Here is an 18,370-nt window from a genome sequence, read left to right as displayed (position 1 = left end):
CACGTTACCCGCCACAATGCCGGAGAAAGCGCGCCTTAGGTTGGCGGCAAGCTCGTGGGTGGGCTGCTGGCGGTGAAGGGCTAGGCCGCGCATCGCTTCGTGGGTGGGCTCAAAGGGTGCTTGAAACTCACGGGCGATGGTTAAGCGCCAGTTGTAGTAGAAGGCGTCTTGATGTTGGCGGCGGAAATCGGCAATTTGGTCAATGCCTTCGCGCATTGTGCGAGCGACGGCCACTGGGTCGCCCGTAATAATGGTGTAGTAGCGGCGAATCTCTTCACCGAGGGTGTACACCAGGAATTCATCGATTTTCTGAAAGTAAGCCGCGGAGTTGGCAGGGCCGGTAAAGACGAGAGGGAAGGGGATCTCCCGGTTGCTGGGGTGCAACAGAATACCCAGCAAATAGAGAATTTCTTCTGCGGTACCCACGCCACCGGGGAATACAATAATGCCGTGGCCTAGACGCACAAACGCTTCCAGACGTTTCTCGATATCCGGCATGACGACGAGTTCGTTAACGATGGGATTAGGCGCTTCGGCAGCGATAATACCGGGCTCCGAGATGCCTAGGTAACGGCCATCTTTACGGCGCTGTTTGGCATGCGCCACGTTGGCTCCTTTCATTGGGCCTTTCATAGCCCCAGGCCCACAGCCGGTGCAGATATCTAAATCGCGCAAGCCCAAGTGGTAGCCCACATCCTTGGTGTACTCGTACTCTTCGCGGGAAATAGAGTGCCCGCCCCAGCACACCACTAAACTAGGGTCGCGACCGGGTTTCAGCGTGCCCGCCTTGCGCAGGATATGAAACACCGCATTGGTGGTGCCTTCGCCCGTACTGAGATCAAAGCGCTTGTGGTGCTGAATTTCGTTATAAACATACACAATGTCGCGAATGATGGACGAGAGATGTTCGCGGATACCGCGAATCATGCGTCCATCTACAAACGCTTCTGCTGGCGCGTTAGTCAGCTTTAGGCGAATGCCGCGATCTTGCTGCAGTACTTCAATGTCGAAATCTTTATAGGCTTCGAGAATGGCCAAGCTGTCATCAGTAGCGCTACCGCAATTAAGTACGGCAAGCGCGCAGCGGCGCAGTAAATCGTGCAAACCACTTTTAGACGTGCTCTTGAGCCGATTAACCTCATGCTGCGAGAGGACTTCAAGGCTTCCTTCAGGAGAAATAATGCTGGAAATCGTGGCACGAGGCGCTGGGGTTTGCGTCATTAGTCTGGCTGTCCCTAAGAGTGTTAGTAACGAACCTGCATACTAGCACGGCGCTTGGCGCTGTTCAGCAATGCGGCTAAGCGCCCGTCTTAGCAGCGTTTGTGCTACGCTAGGGGCCTGCAAGCGCACACGGCAGCGGGTGCGATAGCACGTCACAATAGTGCTTCACGTCAGCGCCTTACGATGATGGATAATGAGGATGTTGCTTAAACCCTATGTTTAATGCCCAATACTTTCGGACGTTTATAACGTTAGTGGAAACCGGCAGTTTCACACGAACGGCGCGTCGTTTAGAGATGACGCAGCCTGGGGTTAGCCAGCATATTCGTAAGTTGGAGAGCTATCTTGGCAAAACGCTGTTAGAGCGCCGTGGCAGAAGTTTTACCCTGACCGAATCGGGCCGCCGTGCCTATGATTACGCACTTAAGCTGTTTGCCGAACATGAGCAGTTCCGGCATGGCTTGGATGATGACTCGCTGGATAGCGGCGAATGCCGGATTGCATCCCCAGGCAGCGTAGGGCTGATGTTTTACCCGTATATTCTCGGTCAACAGCAGATGCACCCCAACCTGACCGTTAACTATAGCTTTGCGTTCAACCATGAGATCGTCAACGACCTGCTCGAAGGCCGCTACGATATCGGTATCGTGACCGAGCAGGTCAATCACCCGGAACTCACCTGCACGGTGTGGCATAAAGAGCCGCTCTGCTTGGTCGTACCTGCCGATTTTGCAGGCAGCACGTTGTCGGAGCTGATGGGGATTGGCTTTATCAACTATTACGATGGGATTAACCACGCCAATGCGCTGTTACGTGCGAACTACCCCGATGAGTTTCGCTCCATGACCCACTTTCGACACCAGGGATTCACTAATGAAGTGAGCATGGTGCTGGATGCAGTGGCGAGGGGGCTTGGCTTTACGGTGGTCTCGCGCTTAGTGCTCGAAACGTCGCCGTGGCAGCGGCAGGTGAAGGCGTTAGCGCTTCCTCAAGCGATTAACGAAGTGCTCTATCTTCTTCGTCGTCAAGATTCGGTCCTACCTAAACGCTATGAAAAGCTGTTGAACGGCTTTCATGATCAGCGTCTCCAAGAAAAAACGCCCCTGATACCCGAATAAACGGGCCAGGGGCGTTTCCTATCGCGCTATGGATTCTGCTTAACGGCGATACTCGTCAATGCTGGGGCAGGAGCAAATCAGCTGCCGATCACCAAAGACGTTATCGACGCGATTCACTGAGGGCCAGTACTTCGACGCCATCACTGCTTCGGTGGGGAAGGCACCTAGCTGGCGGTCATAAGGCCGGTCCCATGCGCTATCCATTAGGTCGGCTTGTGTGTGTGGCGCATTCACCAGCGGGTTATTATCCAGCGGCCATTCGCCGCTCTCTACTCGTGCAATCTCTTCACGAATCGCAATCATAGCATCGCAGAAGCGGTCAATTTCGTAGAGTGATTCAGATTCCGTGGGCTCAATCATCAGCGTGCCCGGTACTGGGAACGACATGGTGGGGGCATGGAAGCCATAATCCATCAAACGTTTGGCGATATCTTCTTCACTAATACCAGACGCGCTCTTCAGCGGGCGGATATCGATGATGCACTCATGGGCGACATTGCCGTTCTGGCCGCGATAGAGAATCGGATAGGACGCTTCTAAACGCTTAGCAATATAGTTGGCGTTAAGAATGGCCAGCTCGGTGGCTTCACGCAGGCCACGGGCACCCATCATCTTAATGTACGCCCACGAGATCGGCAGAATGGAAGCGCTGCCAAAGGCTGCCGCCGACACCGCGCCGCTCTCTGGGTTAACCCCGTTGATGGGCGTCACCACATGGTTAGACACAAACGGGGCCAAGTGTGCTTTAACACCAATCGGCCCCATCCCCGGACCGCCGCCGCCGTGGGGGATACAGAACGTTTTGTGCAAGTTCAGGTGAGACACGTCGCCGCCGAAGTCGCCAGGGCGAGTGAGGCCAACCTGAGCATTCATGTTAGCGCCATCGACGTAAACTTGGCCGCCATGCTGGTGCACCACTTCGCATACTTTGCGAACGTGCGACTCAAAGACGCCGTGGGTCGACGGGTAGGTAATCATCACCGCTGAAAGCCGCTCGCTGTGCTGCTCGGCTTTGCGGGTCAAATCCTCTAAATCGATGTTGCCGTTAGCATCGCACTCCACCACCACCACTTCCATGCTCAGCATGGCGGCAGAGGCCGGGTTAGTGCCGTGGGCGGAGCTTGGAATCAAGCACACATCACGGTGAGCTTCACCTTGAGCTGCCTGATAGCGGCGAATCGCCAGCAAGCCCGCGTATTCACCCTGCGCGCCTGAGTTAGGCTGCATCGAGATATGGTCATAGCCGGTGACTTCGACTAAGAACGCTGCCAGCTCATCAATCATCTGATGGTAGCCCGCCACCTGATCACGCGGCGCAAATGGGTGCAGGTTGGAAAACGCAGGCCATGTGACAGGAATCATCTCGCTAGTCGCGTTGAGCTTCATGGTGCAGGAACCCAGCGGGATCATGGCATGGGCCAGCGACAGGTCTTTGTTCTCAAGACGCTTCAAGTAGCGCAGCATTTCGGTTTCGCTGCGGTAGCGATTGAAGGTCGGATGTTCAAGAAAATCGCTTTCCCGCTGGTAGGCAGCCGGAATACCGCTCAGCTTATCGGTCACTACCTGGTCGTCCAACACTGCCACGGCCAGACCATGCTCATCGCCCAGCAGGACGTCGAATAGGGCGGCGACATCGTGAGCGGTGGTCGTTTCATCCAGGCTGATACCCACATCGCCATTGGCGAAGTAGTGCAGGTTAATATCGTGGGTCATGGCGCGGCCGTGAATTTTGCCCGCGTCTACCTGGGTAAGGCGTAGCGTATCGAACCAGGTGTTATTCGCTAGTTGCACGCCGGCTTGCTGTAGGCCAGTAGCCAACACAGTAGTCAGGCGGTGAACGCGACCAGCAATTTTGCGTAGGCCTTCTGCGCCATGATAGGTGGCGTAGAAACCGGCAATATTGGCTAGTAGCGCTTGTGCGGTACAGATATTCGACGTCGCTTTCTCACGGCGAATGTGCTGCTCGCGGGTTTGCATGGCCATGCGCAGCGCGGTTTTGCCACGGCTGTCTTTAGAGACGCCGATAATCCGCCCTGGGATCGAGCGCTTGAGTTTGTCGGAGGTAGCGAAGAACGCCGCATGTGGACCGCCAAAGCCCATGGGCACGCCAAAGCGCTGCGAGTTACCTACGACAATATCCGCACCCATCGCGCCCGGCTCTTTCAGCAGCACCAGGCTAAGCAGGTCGGTGGCCACGCAGGTCATAATGCCGCGCTCTTGAGCCGCCTTTAGCATCGGGGCTAAGTCGCTGACGCTGCCGCTGGCAGAGGGGTACTGAACCAGAGCGCCAAACACATCGTGTTCGGCAAGGCTTTCGGCGGGGCCGGTGATCAGCTCAAAGCCAAAGAACTCGGCACGGGTTTTGACGACGTCTAACGTTTGTGGAAAGAGGTCGTCAGCCACGAAGAACGCGTTCGACTTGCTCTTTTTATTGCCGCGCTTACATAGTGCCATGGCTTCTGCGGCGGCGGTGGCCTCATCCAGCAGGGAAGCGTTGGCAAGCTCCATGCCGGTTAAATCCATAATCACCTGTTGGAAGTTTAGCAATCCCTCCAGACGGCCCTGGGAAATTTCGGGCTGGTAAGGCGTGTAAGCGGTATACCAGCCGGGATTTTCCAACACATTGCGCTGAATCACTGCAGGCATATGAGTGTTGTAGTAACCCTGGCCAATATAGCTTTTGCTAACGCGGTTCTGGCGCGCTAACTGGCTCAAATATTCAAGGGCTTCCGCTTCACTGCGTGGGTCGTCAAGGGCAAGTTCGCGACCTAGGCGAATATCGCTAGGCACGGTTTGCTCAATCAGGTCTTCCATGCGCTGCATATTGAGCGCTTTTAACATGGTGGCGACATCATCGGGGCTGGGCCCGTTATGGCGTTTGATAAAAGCATCGTGGTCGGCCAGTTCGGCCAAACGGCGTGATTCAAAAGGCATGGGGAGATTCCGGACGTAATGAGAAAACCGTGCAGAGGCGATAATAAAGCGCCTGCCGCAGGGGCAGGCGCTTTGGCTACATGACTTAGGCGTCGGCGCTCAGCGTCGCTTGATACGCATCGGCGTCTAAGAGACCTTCAAAGGCTTGGTCGGTTACACGCACTTTCATAATCCAGCCGCCTTCATAGGGGGCGTCGTTCACCGTTTCGGGAGCGTCTTCGAGGGCTTCGTTCACTTCAATTACTTCGCCGTTGACCGGCGAGTAAAGGTCAGAGGCCGCTTTCACGGATTCAATGACGCCAAACTCTTTCCCTTTGCTTAGGGATTGGCCAACTTCAGGCAGTTCAACAAATACCACATCGCCTAGCGCTTCTTGCGCGTGGTCGGTGATACCGACGGTGACCGTGCCATCTTGATGATCAAGCACCCATTCATGGCTGGCAGCGTAACGAAGATTGGCAGGAAGATTGCTCATAGTGATTCCCTTATAAAATCAGTGGACAGAACGAAAGCATACTAGCGCTTGTCGTTCGCCTTGGCGACTGTGGCCAGCTCGCAGTGAGCGTAAGTGGGTATATGGTACCGTGTTTCTTATCGGAAACAAATTTCTTCATTGCCTCCAAAAGGCTAAAAATGGATGCTCTTTTTCCGTTGTTTCAGTGCGCCAGCCAGTTTCAAAAAGAGCAGCTTTCTCTATCAGCAGGCGACATTGGCATGGAAGCGCACTAAGAAAATGGTGTAAAACATACCCATCATCCGTTTTTCCAGCGTTAATTAAGCGCTATGGTAGGAACGCTTGGTGATTTCATCTGCTATCGGTTGGAGCGGGTGAACAACCTAACCTTCATAACAAATGCATTAATCAATTGGGTAAGGAGAGTCGTGTGGAAACGTTAACAAGCCTATTAGGGGCCATTAACGGCGTGGTGTGGGGCCCGTTAATGCTGATCCTGCTATTGGGGGTGGGTATCTACCTGCAGATTGGCTTGAAACTGATGCCGATACGTAAACTCGGCATGGGTTTCAAGCTAATGTGGCAAGGCCGCGATGCCAAGCCATCCGATAAAACCCCTGCAAAACCCAGCGATGAGGGGGAAATTTCTCCCTTTAACGCGCTGATGACAGCACTGTCTGCGACGATTGGTACCGGTAATATTGCCGGTGTGGCAACGGCCATCGCATTAGGTGGCCCAGGTGCTGTGTTCTGGATGTGGATTACCGCACTGGTGGGTATGGCGACCAAGTTTGCCGAGGCAGTGCTGGCGGTGCGCTACCGGGAAACCGATAGCACTGGCTACCATGTAGGCGGGCCGATGTTCTATATCAAGAATGGCTTGGGCCGTAAGTGGCTGTGGCTGGGCGGCCTGTTCTCGTTCTTTGGTGCTGTTGCCGCGTTCGGGATTGGTAATACCGTACAGTCTAACTCCGTGGCTGACGCCATGGATGCCACCTTTGGTGTGCCTCACTGGTTAACCGGCGTTATCATCATGGTACTGGCCGGTGCAGTGATATTGGGTGGCATCAAGCGCATTGCCAAGGTGGCTGGTAAGCTGGTACCGGTGATGGGCATTGCTTATGTGATTGCGGGCTTGCTGGTGCTGATCGTTAATGCGGGCCAAATCGGTGACGCCTTTGGGCTGATCTTCTACTACGCCTTCAACCCCATGGCAGCAGCCGGTGGCTTTGCCGGTGCTGCGGTAATGGCCGCCATCCGCTTTGGCGTGGCGCGGGGTATTTTCTCCAATGAAGCAGGTCTGGGCAGTGCACCGATTGCTCACGCTGCTGCGCAGACGAAAAACCCGGTTCGTCAGGGCTTGATTGCCATGCTGGGTACGTTCATCGATACCATCATCGTGTGCACCATCACGGCGTTGGTGATCTTGACCTCTACCGTGTGGATGGAAGGCGAAGCGGGCGCTTCGCTCACGGCGCTCTCCTTTGATGCGGCGCTGCCTGGTTTTGGTAACCAAATTGTGGCCATTGCGCTAGCAATTTTTGCTTTTACCACCATTCTTGGCTGGTCGTTCTACGGTGAAAAGTGCTGCCAGTTCCTGTTCGGTACGCGCTCTATTATGCTGTACCGAGTGCTGTTCGTACTGGCTATTCCGCTGGGTGCAATTGCGCAATTGGGCTTTATCTGGCTGATGGCAGACACCTTCAACGCGATGATGGCGATTCCTAACCTCATTGCCCTGGCGCTGCTGTCTCCGGTTGTCTTTAAGCTCACTCGGGATTATTTTGCTGGTAAGGACGTGCTGCCGGGTGAAGCCCTGGATCATGATAAATAAGGCCTGCCTGTAAGCAGGTAATGCACGATGTAATAGAGCCGGGAAGCCTAGTAAGGCTTCCCGTTTCTCTTTTTTGACAGAGGAAATGCCATGACTGATCTGAACCACACGCCACTTCATGCGCTTCACACGCAGCTAGGGGCCAAGATGGTGCCTTTTGCCGGGTACGATATGCCGGTGCAATACCCGCTAGGTGTTAAAAAAGAGCATGAGCATACCCGCGAGCGGTGTGGCTTGTTCGATGTGTCGCATATGGGACAGATTCTGGTCTCCGGAGAAAAGGTCGCTGAAGCGCTGGAAAGTCTTATCCCAGCGGACTTGGTAGGCTTGCAAAAAGGCCAGCAGCGTTATGGCCTTTTTACCAGCACCGATGGCGGTATTATCGATGATTTGATGGTGGTGAATGCTGGCGATCACTTCTATCTGGTGGTGAACGCGGCATGCAAAGACCAAGATATTGCCCATTTGCGCGCCAATCTTGGTAACACTCATCAAATTGATGTGCTTGATCGCGGCCTGCTGGCGCTTCAAGGGCCACAGGCCCGCGATGTGATGCAGCGCCTCTGCCCGCAAGCCTGTGAGCTAACGTTTATGCAGCATGGTCGTTACACCCTAGCAGGATGTGACGTGTGGATCAGTCGCAGTGGCTATACCGGCGAAGATGGCTTTGAAATCTCTGTCGCGGCTGACGAGTGCCAGGCGCTTGCCGAAGCGCTGCTGGCCGAGCCTGAAGTAGAAGCGATTGGCTTGGGCGCGCGTGATTCACTGCGCTTAGAAGCGGGCTTGTGCCTATATGGTCACGATATGGATATGCAAACCACGCCTGTCGAGGCCAGCTTGATCTGGGCCATTGGCAAGCCGCGTCGCCATGGCGGCGAGCGAGCAGCGGGTTTCCCCGGAGCCGATGTGATCTTGCACCAAGTGGATACCAAAGATCATACCCGCAAGCGGGTTGGGCTGGTGGCAGAAGGGCGCGCGCCGGTGCGAGAAGGCAGTCTGCTGGTCGATGAGGCGGGCAATGAAATTGGCGTAGTGACTTCCGGAGGTTTTGGGCCGAGCGTCGGTAAACCTATTGCCATGGGGTACCTCGCCCGTGAGTGGGAAGCGCCCGGTACTACCGTCTACGCGTTAGTACGCGGCAAGCAGCTACCCATGAGCGTTTCCGCGATGCCATTTGTGGCCCCTGGTTACTATCGCGGTTAATTAGCGAGCGCAGTTAATTCAAAAAAGGTGCAAAAGCCCCTCGCGGGGCTTTTGCATGCGGAATATGCTTACCTTAGCACCTGTCGTGGGTCGATGGGTTTCCCCCCCTGGCGTAAGTCAAACAGCAGATCATAACGCTGTGTCGCGTTACTTTGTCCTACATCACACAGCTCATCACCTGTACTCACCTGGTCCCCTACGCGGACGAGAATCCGCTCGCAGAGCGCGTAAACGGTTTGCAAGTTATCGGCATGGTGCACAATCACGACATCGCCGAGCTGTCGCATGCTATCTGCAAAGCGTACTTCACCAGGGGCAACGGCCTTAGCACGAGCGCCTGCCTGAGTTGCCAACAACATGGGCTGTAGTGTGCCGCGGCTGTCGGCACCAAACCGACGAACCACACGATAATCTTCTAAAGGCCACGGCCATCGGCGTGCCGAAGCTGGCAAACTAGCGCTTGGCGCAGGGGCGGGCGTTGATGCATTACGGTTATTGGCGCTACTAGCGGCTGAACTACTGCTTGATGATGCCGTTCTAGCGGTACTGCTAAGCGGTACGCTAATGATTTGCCCCACACGCAATGCCGTGGGGGAAGTGCCTTGGTTAGCACTCTGGATTCGCCCCGTTGTGGTGCTAAAGTGCCTAGCAATACCTGAGAAGGTATCGCCGGGCCGGATTTGATAGCGATAAGGGCCGCCAGAAGGCGCTCGCTCCTGCTGGGTTGGGATCAATAGGCGCTGACCAACGGCTAAACGGCGAGAGTCAACCCCGGGGTTGAAGCGCTCTAGCCGTTCAAGTGGTACGTTAGCCCGTGCCGCGAGCCGCCCTAGCGTATCCCCACGCCTAACCTCTACCCAGTTGCCGCCAATAGCGCTGGCGCTACTAGCGGCGGGCACCCGCTGGCTAGAGGAGGGGGCAGAGCTGGCGCAGCCAGTTAGCACGCTGGCCAATACACAAATAGTGAGCCAGTGGCTTAGTCGTGGTCGCTGAGGCGATCTAGCAAGGTATCTTTTTCCTGCCAGAGTGAGTTGATCCATGCGTGGAAGCGTTCCTTGTGCTGCGGTTCGTCATGGTAGTTGGCAGTTTGCATCCATTCAGGAATGGCTAGCTGCCGGGCTTCAAGCGTAATGGGGGCTTCTTTACCGCATAAAAAACCCATAAACGTGGGTGATGGGTTGGTATAGCTAATAGTGACGTCAAGAATACCATCCAACTGATCACCCAGCAGGCTAAGTACTTGGGCAATTCCTCCTGCTTTAGGGCGAAGCAGATGCTGGAATGGACTGTGCTGCGACTCACGTTTGGCGACGGTAAAGCGGGTTCCCTCGACAAAATTAAAAATAGCGATAGGGGCATGGCGAGCTTGGCGGCACATGCGCTCAGTGGATTCCCGGTCAACTGTGGCTAGCTTGGGGTTATTGGCGATCTGCTCACGGCTAAAGCGACGCATAAAGGGAAACTCAAGCGCCCAGAAGGCGAGACCAACAATCGGGATCCAGATAAGCTGGTGTTTGAGAAAAAAGCGCGGCATAGGAATGCGTCGGTGCAGTGCCATAAATAGAATAAAGATATCGGTCCAACTGCGATGGTTAGAGATGACCAGCCACCACTGCTCAGGGCTTAATGTATCTGGCACGTTGATCGAGACATTAGGTTTTAACCAGTGGCGCATCCACCACAAATTGACGCCAATCCAGTTTAGTGCGACGGCACATAGCCCTTTAAGCAGCCACTCTTTTTGCCGCCGCCCAGGGACGATGACTTTGAGCAGCGTCAGAATAATCAGGGGGACACCCCAAACCAGCGTGTTCAACGTCAGCAGCAAGATGCTAACGCCCCCTTTAATAATTGGCATACCACAATCCTCACAGCAATTCGTCTGCGTGCTAAAGGCCTTTTAAACACGCGCTTAGCGATAAATGCTAATAGATCAGCGCCACGCTGCCCAGCATAACCGTATCAAAGCGTTATGCATCAATGGGTAGGTAAGGTGCTTTAACACTCTCAAGCAACACGCTACGCAGCGCATGCGCCGCCACAGAAAGCTCTTCCTGGGTCAGGATCCCCACTCGGCAAGCGATGCTTGGCTCGACAAGTGGTATGCAGAGCGCACCTAGCTCATGCATTTGCTGAATGCACATGGAAGGCACAGCGCTGACCCCTAGGCCTTCCGCGACCATTCGTCCGACGGTAGAGAGCTGGTGGCTTTCAAAGGCGACAGGGAGGTATATATGGCGCTTGCCAAGCTCTTGCTCCAGTAAACGCCGTACCATGGAAGGGCGTTGTAGCGTGATAAAGTCATTCTCAAGCAGCTGCGTCCAGGGCAGTGTGTCGCGGTGAGCCAGGGGCGAGGTGGGAGGAACCACGGCGACAAACTGATCTTCAAACAAAGGTGTAAAACTTAAGCTTCCCTGGCCCTCCGGCGAGAAGGCAATGCCAATCTCTACCTGTCGGGAGCGCACCATATCCGTGACTTCTTCATTGATCACATCGTGCACCGTAACGTTGATTTTGGGGTACTGTTGTCGAAACTTAACCAGTGCACTGGGTAATAGATTGCAGGCAAAAGACGGCATGGCCGCAACGCTGAGTCGCCCTAGCTGTAACGTAAACCGCTGGCGCAGGCGTTCCTCGGTGTTATCCCACTGCGCCAGCAGATGTTTGGCAAGCGGGAGCAGCGACTCCCCCTCTGGGGTTAGCCGCACGCTGCGGGTGCTACGGATAAGCAGTTTGCCGCCTAGCGAATCTTCTAACCCTTTGATGGCAAGGCTTAGGGCGGGCTGTGAAAGGTGCAGGCGCTCACATGCCTGGGTAAAGCTCAGGGTCTGTGCCACGGCTAAAAATGCACGAAGCTGCTTGACGGTCATGGCGTCTCTTTATAAGTTATTAAAATAAATTGATAAGAAAAACAAACTTAACAAATATATCATCTAGGACAACACTGGCAATACTGATCTGATCGTCATACGCACTATGTATGGCGCGACATTCCAACAAACGCTTCTTACACACTATTCTCGACAAACGTTCTCAACACCGATACGTACTCAACAACAATGTGAGGCATAACAATGGCAGGATTCGACAAGCGTGTAGCTTCTTACGAAGAAGCAATGGAAGGCATCGAAAGCGGCATGACCGTCCTCGCAGGTGGCTTTGGTCTGTGTGGTATTCCAGAAAATCTGATCGCAGAAATCAAACGTCGTGGTGTGAAAGACCTTACTGTTGTCTCTAACAACTGTGGCGTCGATGGTTTTGGCTTAGGCCTTCTGCTCGAAGATCGGCAAATTAGCAAAATCTTCGCCTCCTACGTAGGCGAAAACGCGCTGTTTGAGCAGCAAATGCTGAATAATGAAATTGAGGTGGTACTGACCCCTCAAGGAACGCTGGCAGAAAAAATGCGTGCTGGCGGAGCGGGCATTCCCGCCTTCTACACGGCTACTGGTTATGGCACCCCGATTGGAGAAGGCAAAGAAGAGCGTGTGTTCGATGGCCGCCACTATATTTTAGAAGAAGCCATTAAAGGCGATTTTGCGATTGTGAAAGGCTGGAAAGCCGACCGCTATGGCAACGTGATGTATCGCCATACTGCACAGAACTTTAACCCCATGGCCGCCACGGCAGGCAAGATCACCGTTGTAGAAGTTGAGGAGATTGTTGAACCAGGCGAACTGGAGCCAAGCCAGATTCATACGCCGGGTATCTACGTGGATCGTATTATTCAAAGCACATTCGAGAAGCGTATTGAGAAGCGCACGGTGCGCAGCTAAGCGCAACAACGCCAACAATCAACTAACTGCTAAGACAAGAGGTGGCACCATGGCTTTAACTCGCGAACAGATGGCACAGCGCGTTGCCCGTGAACTGCAGGATGGTTTTTACGTCAATTTAGGCATTGGTATTCCTACCCTGGTAGCTAACTATATCCCAGATGGTATAGATGTCATGCTCCAGTCTGAAAACGGCTTGCTGGGCATGGGGCGCTTCCCCACTGAGGAGGAAGTGGACCCCGATATGATTAACGCGGGTAAGCAGACCGTTACCGCGCGTCCTGGCGCTGCCATTTTCTCATCCGCTGAGTCGTTCGCCATGATTCGTGGCGGACATGTGGACTTAACCGTACTGGGTGCGTTCGAGGTTGATCAGGAGGGCAATATCGCCTCTTGGATGGTCCCCGGTAAGCTCATCAAGGGTATGGGTGGAGCGATGGATCTTGTGGCTGGCGCAGAAAATATTATTTGCACCATGACCCATGCATCCAAACACGGTGAATCCAAATTGCTGGAAAAATGTAACTTGCCGCTCACTGGCGCCGGGTGCATCAATCGAGTGCTAACGGATCTGGCTTACCTGGAAATTAAAGACGGTGCCTTCATCCTCAAAGAGCGCGCGCCCGGCGTTAGCGTTGAGGAAATTGTCGAGAAAACCGCAGGCAAGCTGATCGTTCCTGACCACGTTCCGGAAATGACCTTCGACGAGTAACACTGACAGCGAGCATGGTGAAATGGCGTGGGCCTTGGCTCACGCCATTTCACACCGGGCATGAAAGGGTAATAAAATTTCAGCAACACGCTCATGATCATCGCTTAGCTGTTTTTGGGTGAGTGCCAAGCCTCCCAAGCATAAACGGTGCTCATCGCCATCGCTAAAGACCACTTTTTGCGGCGTGGCAGGGTAAAAGCGATGTTCAAGCAGTGTGGATACCGAGAATACGCCATTCTGTTGACCGCTTAGTGATGGCATGCCTGCGTTTTCCAATTGCTTGCTAATCGTATCGATCGACTCATTAATCCGGTAACAGTCAAAGCCTGCATGGTGTAAACGTGGCCCCATCACGGACAGCCAGGCAGCAAGCGGGTGGGCATTTTGTAACTGCTGATAAAGCGCCCAGGAGGGCATCGGCCATGGCCTGCCGCGGCAAAGCAGGTTTTGCCCCTTACAGTCGGCGGGGTGGCTCTGATGCACTAGCGAGGTCAGTGCTTCACGGGGTACTTTCGATAGGGTGCCTATCTGTAGTTCTGCCAATACTAGCCAACTGCTCTCATCCGCAGGAGCCATTAAGTGGATGAGCAGCCCTTTATCGGCCATGGCATAGTGCCCCACCGAACGATAGCCCATACGCGCTAGCGGCACGCTTAAGGCATTCATGGCAAAAGGGCCGTAGTTAAGCGTCACCAGCGTTAAATATTCAGCAGTGGTGCTAAGCGGCCATAGCCTTAAGCTGCCAATATCTGGATGGGTATGGATATAGTCGAGCCACAGCTGTTGTACAAACTCCTCGCGCTGCATTGGGGTTCCTCGCCGCCTATAGACGTCCGTGAGTAAACAGGTAACTGAGAGGTCAGTATAGGCAAGCAAGGAGTTCGTAGGTTCAACGGGGTTTAACGGCGATTTTAACGGCCGCTAAGAGGCCATTAATTGCTTATCGCGGACAAACTGGTCGAATTCGGTAAAGCCGCCAACGTGCTGCTGGTCGACAAAGATTTGCGGTACGGTATGAATGGGTTTGCCCGCAGTTTTGGCGATATCTTCCTTGGTAACGCCTTCTGAGGGCATGTCCACATAGCGGTAGCCATCAATTTTGCCGTTACTCTCGAGGTGTTCGGCAAGATGCTTGGCACGTACACAGAATGGGCACGACATGCGCCCAAAAATGACCACAAACATGGCAACAACTCCTTTACGATACAGAAATAAGTAAGTGCTTGGATTAGGAATCAGCGCCCATTGTGGCGTAGGGCACAGGTTTTCGCCAATAGCACCACACTACGTGCCCTATAAAGCCGCACAATGAGCAATGGAACAGTAGGAGAAGCCATGCAAACCCTGGCACCGCATGAATATGGTTATTTAGCTGAGCTTGCTAAGTGCTACCGCGATGAGCACTTGGCAGGACTTAAGCAGCAGGCGCACTTCAATCCGCGATTAGGCGTTGATGCGCTCTGTTTTCAGCATATTGAGTCGCGCATTAGCGGCGCCAGCGTGATGGCTGGCGCTTTAATTACGCCTTGTGAGCTATGGCTTGTCGCGCTGCCAGAGCAGTCTGCTTTACAAGCGCCGCTTGAGTCACAGTGTGCGTTAACGCTTCCTTCAGGCCGTTACTCACTGCAACTAGAGCGTTTGCCCGCGGGTATCGAGCTTTATAAGCGAAAAATCTTAGAAGATTTAAGCGATCTTGAAACGCTTCAAGAGACGGCACGATTAGCACAGCGCATGATGGAACAGCTAATGACCCCGAACGCTGTACCGCAAGGGTAGAGTAGGCAGAAGCTGCCGGCGACTCCTATACTCATGAGCGTTTATACATTCATTACCGTGCAGTTAATAAAAGGAAGTCTGAATGTCATCCCAAAAAGCTTCAACCCCTCGGGTTGCCGTGGTGACTGGTACCAGCAGTGGTATCGGTGAAGCCGTTGTTAAACACTTTTGCGAGCAGGGCCATCAAGTCCTGGCCGTCGATTTTAATCCTGCTGGAAAAGAGATTGCAGAAGCGGCAGGCGCGGCGTTTTACCAAGCGGATCTCACCGACGCAGATGCATGCCGTGGCGCGATTGCTGAGGCAGTGAAACGCTTTGGTGGCGTGGATATTTTGGTGAATAATGCCGGAATTCAGCATGTCGCTTCTATCGAGACTTTTCCCGAAGAGAAGTGGCGGCAAATTATCGACCTGATGCTGACCGCGCCATTCCTTCTCACCCAGGCCGCTTGGCCTTATATGCGTGAAAAGGGCTGGGGGCGAGTGGTAAATATTGCCTCAATCCATGCGCAGGTGGCATCGCCGGGTAAGGCGGCGTATATCAGCGCCAAACACGGCATGATTGGGTTAACCAAAACCGCTGCGCTGGAAGGCGGCGAACAGGGCATTACCGCCAATGCGATTTGCCCTGCGTATGTTAAAACCCCGTTAGTAGATAACCAGATTGCCGATCAGGCCAAGCTGCATGGTATGGATGAGCAAGAGGTGATCGAGAAAATCATGCTCAAAAACGCCGCGATTAAGCGCTTAATCGAACCCTCCGAAGTTGCTCAGTTGGTCGCTTACCTGACGTCAGATGCGGCGGGCGCAGTCACTGGCGCTAGCTGGAATATTGATCTCGGCTGGACAGCACACTAATCCAACCCCCCGCCTGTTACGATAGCTAGTGGAGCTTGATAACGGGCGGGCTCAGCGGCGAACCGGGCGTTTTTGCAACTTGCGCTGTAGTGTGCGGCGGTGCATGCCTAGCGCCCGAGCCGTGGCGGAAATATTGCCATCATGCTCTTGCAGCACTTTTTGGATATGCTCCCAGGTAATCCGGTTGATGGAAGGGGGATTATCCGCCAGCTCGATATTGGGGTCAGCGTCAGGGTGTTCAAAGGCCGCCATCACATCGTCGGCATCTGCCGGTTTACACAGGTAGTTGATCGCGCCAAGTTTGATAGCTTCTACCGCCGTAGCAATGCTGGAGTAGCCCGTGAGCACAACGATGCGACAGCTTGGTACTGCGGAGAGCAGTTCAGGCAGCAGCTTAAGGCCAGAGCTATGCTCCAGCTTTAAATCAAGCGTGGCCATGGTGGGCATAAACTGTGCCGCGATATTCAGCGCTTGGTCGGCGTCGTGAGCGACCATCACTTCAAAGCCGCGGCGGGTCAGTGCGCGGCTTAGCACGTGGCAAAACATTTCATCGTCATCGACAATCAGCAGACGTTGCTCTTGGTTCTGCATAGTACCCTCATTTGTCTAAATAGCTGCCGTCTCACCCTAGGTTGGTGCTGAGCAACGCGGCAGGGTGACCTCGGTCAGCGTTCCACCTTCTGGATGGTTATAAAGGCTAACGCCGCCGCCGAAGCGGTTAATCGTGGCGTGGGTGAGAAATAGGCCAATGCCCATGCCTTTGCTTTTAGTGGAGACAAAGGTATCGCCTAGCTGATCCGCAATTGACATCGCCACGCCTGGGCCGTGATCACGAATATCAATCACCACCTCCTCGTCTTGCCAATCCAGGCGAATAGCAATGTGCTCGGGGTTGGCATCGGCGGCGTTATTCAACAAGTTAGTCAGCGCTTGGTCTAAGGTGGCATCAACTGCCAGCCAAGGTCTGCCGCGGCGTTCAGCGACTTCAAAACGATGGCTAACATCGGGCCGAATTACGAGCCAGCGCTGTACCACGCCTGCCAGCCATACTTCCGCATCGAGTATTTCAGGTTCGGCCATACGCCGACGGTCAGCATTGCTGACCAAGTGCTGCAGGCGCGATTTACAGATATCCACCTGCTGGCGCAGCAGCGCAATGTCTTGCCCTAGTGGGCTCTCTTGCTCCGCGTCTGCCTGCATCTCTTTCAATAGCACGGCCATCGTAGAAAGCGGCGTTCCCAGTTCATGAGCAGTACCCGCTGCTTGGGTGGCCACGGCGAGCACTTGCTCGTTGCGTAGCGCAGCCTCCCGGGTGCGGGAAAGCGCTTTATCCCGGCTGCGCAGGGCGTGGGCCATTTTATAAATAAAGAAGGTGACTAGGCCGGCAGAAAGTCCGAAGTTTAGCCACATTCCTAGGATATGTAGGCTTAACGGGCCATCGCTACTGATATGTCCTAGCTGCGGTATCGGGTGGTAGTAAAACATCAGGAAGCTGTAGCCTGCCATGGCGCAGGCGGCGATGATCCACGCGTGGCGCCAAGGTAGGGTGGCTGCGGCAATAGTCACCGGCACCAAGTAGTAAGTGATAAACGGGTTGGTGGAGCCCCCTGAAAAGTAAAACAGCAGCGTGAGCCCTGCGATGTCGGCTAGTAAATGCGATAAATACTCGCCATGGCTAACGGCTCTAGGCCTACCCAGCCGCCACCACGTGGCAATGTTCAACATGCCCATGGCAATGACTACGCTGACCACGGCTGTGACGGGCAAGTTAAACGCTAGTAGTTCGATGCCTACAATAATGGCCATCAAAAAACCCGTCCAGGTGATCCCCCGAACGATGGTGAGCCGTACCAGATTGCGGTTAGGCGTAGAGAGCGGCAGGGGCAGAGCAGTAGGCATGAGGCGGCTTATTTACTTGATGTTTTGACGCTATGGATAACGAACTTAATAAATAGGGTCATGACAAACGTCATCCAACCCGCAGAGGCTAACAGGTTAAAAAGCAGCATCTTAGGAGGGAGCCAGGCCGAGCCGAGCAACGCTTCCAACATAATGTGGAAAAACATCGCCAGTAGCAGCGGGAGCGCCAGCGTGTGAATCCACATGTCAGTGCGGCGCTTACGAATGTGGTAACGGCGCAGTAAATAGCGCATAGGTCGATGTGCCCAGCTAAACAGGACCAGCGTTGCCACCACAAATAGCATCGCCAGAGTAGGTTCGGTGCTTTGACGGTGCATTGATATAGAAATCGACCATGCGAGCCCCAGCCACGCCAATCCCTCGATGCTGGCGATAAAATCCGCATAGCGTCGTACGTTCTGCATAAACAACTGAATCCTTGATCTTACAGCGTGCCGCCATGATACGACACTTGCGCTTATCTGTGGGGGTAACGCGCAGATTTATCCTATCGCCGTATTGAGTATACTGTGGCAGCTCTCTGAACTCCCTTACCCAAGATCAGAATAGGATTTGCCGTGGACGCTATT

At 54.1% G+C, this 18,370-nt stretch carries 18 protein-coding genes; 7 read left to right on the top strand and 11 right to left on the bottom strand.

What is annotated here, in order from left to right; genetic code table 11:
• Window positions 1-1,221: nucleotide 5'-monophosphate nucleosidase PpnN (gene ppnN, locus BIS10_RS11100; RefSeq protein ID WP_253505302.1), on the bottom strand; the 1,221-nt coding region annotated here is incomplete at its 3' end.
• A gap of 215 nt (window positions 1,222-1,436) precedes the next feature.
• Between ppnN and BIS10_RS11095 the strand changes: the two genes are divergently transcribed.
• Entirely contained in the window at window positions 1,437-2,339 is a 903-nt protein-coding gene (locus tag BIS10_RS11095) for a LysR family transcriptional regulator (protein ID WP_044630534.1), read from the top strand.
• A gap of 39 nt (window positions 2,340-2,378) precedes the next feature.
• Here BIS10_RS11095 and gcvP read toward each other — a convergent pair whose 3' ends face one another.
• Together gcvP and gcvH are read right to left on the bottom strand one after the other, a co-directional pair.
• Window positions 2,379-5,273: an aminomethyl-transferring glycine dehydrogenase gene (gene gcvP / locus BIS10_RS11090; RefSeq protein WP_253505299.1), complete on the bottom strand. Its 2,895-nt coding sequence runs from the start codon at window positions 5,271-5,273 to the stop codon at window positions 2,379-2,381.
• Window positions 5,274-5,358: 85 nt separating this feature from the next.
• Window positions 5,359-5,748, bottom strand: a complete 390-nt coding sequence (gcvH, locus tag BIS10_RS11085) for a glycine cleavage system protein GcvH (RefSeq protein ID WP_083025960.1) — start codon at window positions 5,746-5,748, stop codon at window positions 5,359-5,361.
• 409 nt (window positions 5,749-6,157) lie between these two features.
• Between gcvH and BIS10_RS11080 the strand changes: the two genes are divergently transcribed.
• Both BIS10_RS11080 and gcvT read left to right on the top strand, forming a co-directional pair.
• Window positions 6,158-7,561, top strand: coding sequence for a sodium:alanine symporter family protein (locus BIS10_RS11080; protein ID WP_253505296.1), 1,404 nt, complete (start codon window positions 6,158-6,160; stop codon window positions 7,559-7,561).
• A gap of 90 nt (window positions 7,562-7,651) precedes the next feature.
• Window positions 7,652-8,764, top strand: a complete 1,113-nt coding sequence (gene gcvT / locus BIS10_RS11075; protein ID WP_253505293.1) for a glycine cleavage system aminomethyltransferase GcvT — start codon at window positions 7,652-7,654, stop codon at window positions 8,762-8,764.
• Window positions 8,765-8,832: 68 nt separating this feature from the next.
• Here the strand turns inward: gcvT and BIS10_RS11070 are convergent, their stop codons facing one another.
• The 3 genes from BIS10_RS11070 to BIS10_RS11060 form a co-directional block, all read right to left on the bottom strand.
• The gene (locus tag BIS10_RS11070) at window positions 8,833-9,804 is read right to left on the bottom strand and encodes a LysM peptidoglycan-binding domain-containing protein (protein ID WP_301282027.1); all 972 of its coding nucleotides are present in this window, start codon (window positions 9,802-9,804) and stop codon (window positions 8,833-8,835) included.
• Entirely contained in the window at window positions 9,741-10,622 is an 882-nt protein-coding gene (locus BIS10_RS11065; RefSeq protein ID WP_253505290.1) for an acyltransferase, read from the bottom strand. The genes BIS10_RS11070 and BIS10_RS11065 overlap by 64 nt, the downstream gene beginning before the upstream one ends.
• 112 nt (window positions 10,623-10,734) lie before the next feature.
• On the bottom strand, window positions 10,735-11,634 hold the full coding sequence (locus tag BIS10_RS11060; RefSeq protein WP_253505287.1) for a LysR family transcriptional regulator: 900 nt from the start codon (window positions 11,632-11,634) through the stop codon (window positions 10,735-10,737).
• A gap of 204 nt (window positions 11,635-11,838) precedes the next feature.
• On the opposite strand from BIS10_RS11060, the gene BIS10_RS11055 reads away from it, so the two are divergent.
• Both BIS10_RS11055 and BIS10_RS11050 read left to right on the top strand, forming a co-directional pair.
• Window positions 11,839-12,537 (top strand): CoA transferase subunit A, encoded by a 699-nt coding sequence (locus BIS10_RS11055; protein WP_083025954.1) that lies wholly within the window; start codon window positions 11,839-11,841, stop codon window positions 12,535-12,537.
• Window positions 12,538-12,586: 49 nt separating this feature from the next.
• Window positions 12,587-13,249 (top strand): CoA transferase subunit B, encoded by a 663-nt coding sequence (locus BIS10_RS11050; RefSeq protein ID WP_044630542.1) that lies wholly within the window; start codon window positions 12,587-12,589, stop codon window positions 13,247-13,249.
• Between the two features lie 39 nt (window positions 13,250-13,288).
• Here the strand turns inward: BIS10_RS11050 and BIS10_RS11045 are convergent, their stop codons facing one another.
• Together BIS10_RS11045 and BIS10_RS11040 are read right to left on the bottom strand one after the other, a co-directional pair.
• Entirely contained in the window at window positions 13,289-14,056 is a 768-nt protein-coding gene (locus BIS10_RS11045) for a DUF1338 family protein (RefSeq protein WP_253505283.1), read from the bottom strand.
• 114 nt (window positions 14,057-14,170) lie between these two features.
• A complete protein-coding gene (locus BIS10_RS11040; RefSeq protein WP_083025950.1) occupies window positions 14,171-14,434 on the bottom strand; it encodes a GrxA family glutaredoxin in 264 nt (87 codons plus the stop codon).
• A 150-nt stretch (window positions 14,435-14,584) separates the two neighbouring features.
• Here BIS10_RS11040 and hybE point away from each other — a divergent pair, with 150 nt between their 5' ends.
• Window positions 14,585-15,025 carry a [NiFe]-hydrogenase assembly chaperone HybE gene (hybE, locus tag BIS10_RS11035; protein WP_044630544.1) on the top strand — a complete coding sequence of 147 codons (441 nt, stop codon included), beginning with the start codon at window positions 14,585-14,587 and terminating at the stop codon, window positions 15,023-15,025.
• Between the two features lie 82 nt (window positions 15,026-15,107).
• Window positions 15,108-15,881, top strand: a complete 774-nt coding sequence (locus tag BIS10_RS11030; protein WP_253505280.1) for a 3-hydroxybutyrate dehydrogenase — start codon at window positions 15,108-15,110, stop codon at window positions 15,879-15,881.
• 51 nt (window positions 15,882-15,932) lie between these two features.
• Here the strand turns inward: BIS10_RS11030 and BIS10_RS11025 are convergent, their stop codons facing one another.
• From BIS10_RS11025 to BIS10_RS11015, 3 genes are read right to left on the bottom strand one after another with little or no spacing between them, the layout of a single operon-like run.
• Entirely contained in the window at window positions 15,933-16,472 is a 540-nt protein-coding gene (locus BIS10_RS11025; RefSeq protein ID WP_054641584.1) for a response regulator transcription factor, read from the bottom strand.
• Window positions 16,473-16,508: 36 nt separating this feature from the next.
• Window positions 16,509-17,780: an ATP-binding protein gene (locus BIS10_RS11020; RefSeq protein ID WP_083025943.1), complete on the bottom strand. Its 1,272-nt coding sequence runs from the start codon at window positions 17,778-17,780 to the stop codon at window positions 16,509-16,511.
• An 8-nt stretch (window positions 17,781-17,788) separates the two neighbouring features.
• Window positions 17,789-18,205, bottom strand: a complete 417-nt coding sequence (locus tag BIS10_RS11015) for a hypothetical protein (protein ID WP_044630548.1) — start codon at window positions 18,203-18,205, stop codon at window positions 17,789-17,791.
• Between the last annotated feature and the right edge of the window lie 165 nt (window positions 18,206-18,370).

Source organism: Halomonas sp. 707B3 (genome assembly GCF_024158645.1).
Classification (GTDB): Bacteria; Pseudomonadota; Gammaproteobacteria; order Pseudomonadales; family Halomonadaceae; genus Vreelandella; species Vreelandella lionensis.
The sequence above is the reverse complement of the archived record's forward strand: the minus strand, read 5'-3'. Positions and strand labels throughout refer to the sequence as shown.

Bases quoted from the DNA above. Each gene is read 5' to 3' on its own strand.
- hybE (WP_044630544.1), top strand. From the start codon at position 14,585: ATGCAAACCCTGGCACCGCATGAATATGGTTATTTAGCTGAGCTTGCT.
- gcvP (WP_253505299.1), bottom strand. From the start codon at position 5,273: ATGCCTTTTGAATCACGCCGTTTGGCCGAACTGGCCGACCACGATGCT.
- gcvH (WP_083025960.1), bottom strand. From the start codon at position 5,748: ATGAGCAATCTTCCTGCCAATCTTCGTTACGCTGCCAGCCATGAATGG.
- gcvT (WP_253505293.1), top strand. From the start codon at position 7,652: ATGACTGATCTGAACCACACGCCACTTCATGCGCTTCACACGCAGCTA.
- BIS10_RS11040 (WP_083025950.1), bottom strand. From the start codon at position 14,434: ATGTTTGTGGTCATTTTTGGGCGCATGTCGTGCCCATTCTGTGTACGT.
- BIS10_RS11030 (WP_253505280.1), top strand. From the start codon at position 15,108: ATGTCATCCCAAAAAGCTTCAACCCCTCGGGTTGCCGTGGTGACTGGT.
- BIS10_RS11055 (WP_083025954.1), top strand. From the start codon at position 11,839: ATGGCAGGATTCGACAAGCGTGTAGCTTCTTACGAAGAAGCAATGGAA.
- BIS10_RS11015 (WP_044630548.1), bottom strand. From the start codon at position 18,205: ATGCAGAACGTACGACGCTATGCGGATTTTATCGCCAGCATCGAGGGA.
- BIS10_RS11025 (WP_054641584.1), bottom strand. From the start codon at position 16,472: ATGCAGAACCAAGAGCAACGTCTGCTGATTGTCGATGACGATGAAATG.
- BIS10_RS11060 (WP_253505287.1), bottom strand. From the start codon at position 11,634: ATGACCGTCAAGCAGCTTCGTGCATTTTTAGCCGTGGCACAGACCCTG.
- BIS10_RS11095 (WP_044630534.1), top strand. From the start codon at position 1,437: ATGTTTAATGCCCAATACTTTCGGACGTTTATAACGTTAGTGGAAACC.
- BIS10_RS11050 (WP_044630542.1), top strand. From the start codon at position 12,587: ATGGCTTTAACTCGCGAACAGATGGCACAGCGCGTTGCCCGTGAACTG.
- BIS10_RS11070 (WP_301282027.1), bottom strand. From the start codon at position 9,804: ATGGATCAACTCACTCTGGCAGGAAAAAGATACCTTGCTAGATCGCCT.
- BIS10_RS11065 (WP_253505290.1), bottom strand. From the start codon at position 10,622: ATGCCAATTATTAAAGGGGGCGTTAGCATCTTGCTGCTGACGTTGAAC.
- BIS10_RS11020 (WP_083025943.1), bottom strand. From the start codon at position 17,780: ATGCCTACTGCTCTGCCCCTGCCGCTCTCTACGCCTAACCGCAATCTG.
- BIS10_RS11045 (WP_253505283.1), bottom strand. From the start codon at position 14,056: ATGCAGCGCGAGGAGTTTGTACAACAGCTGTGGCTCGACTATATCCAT.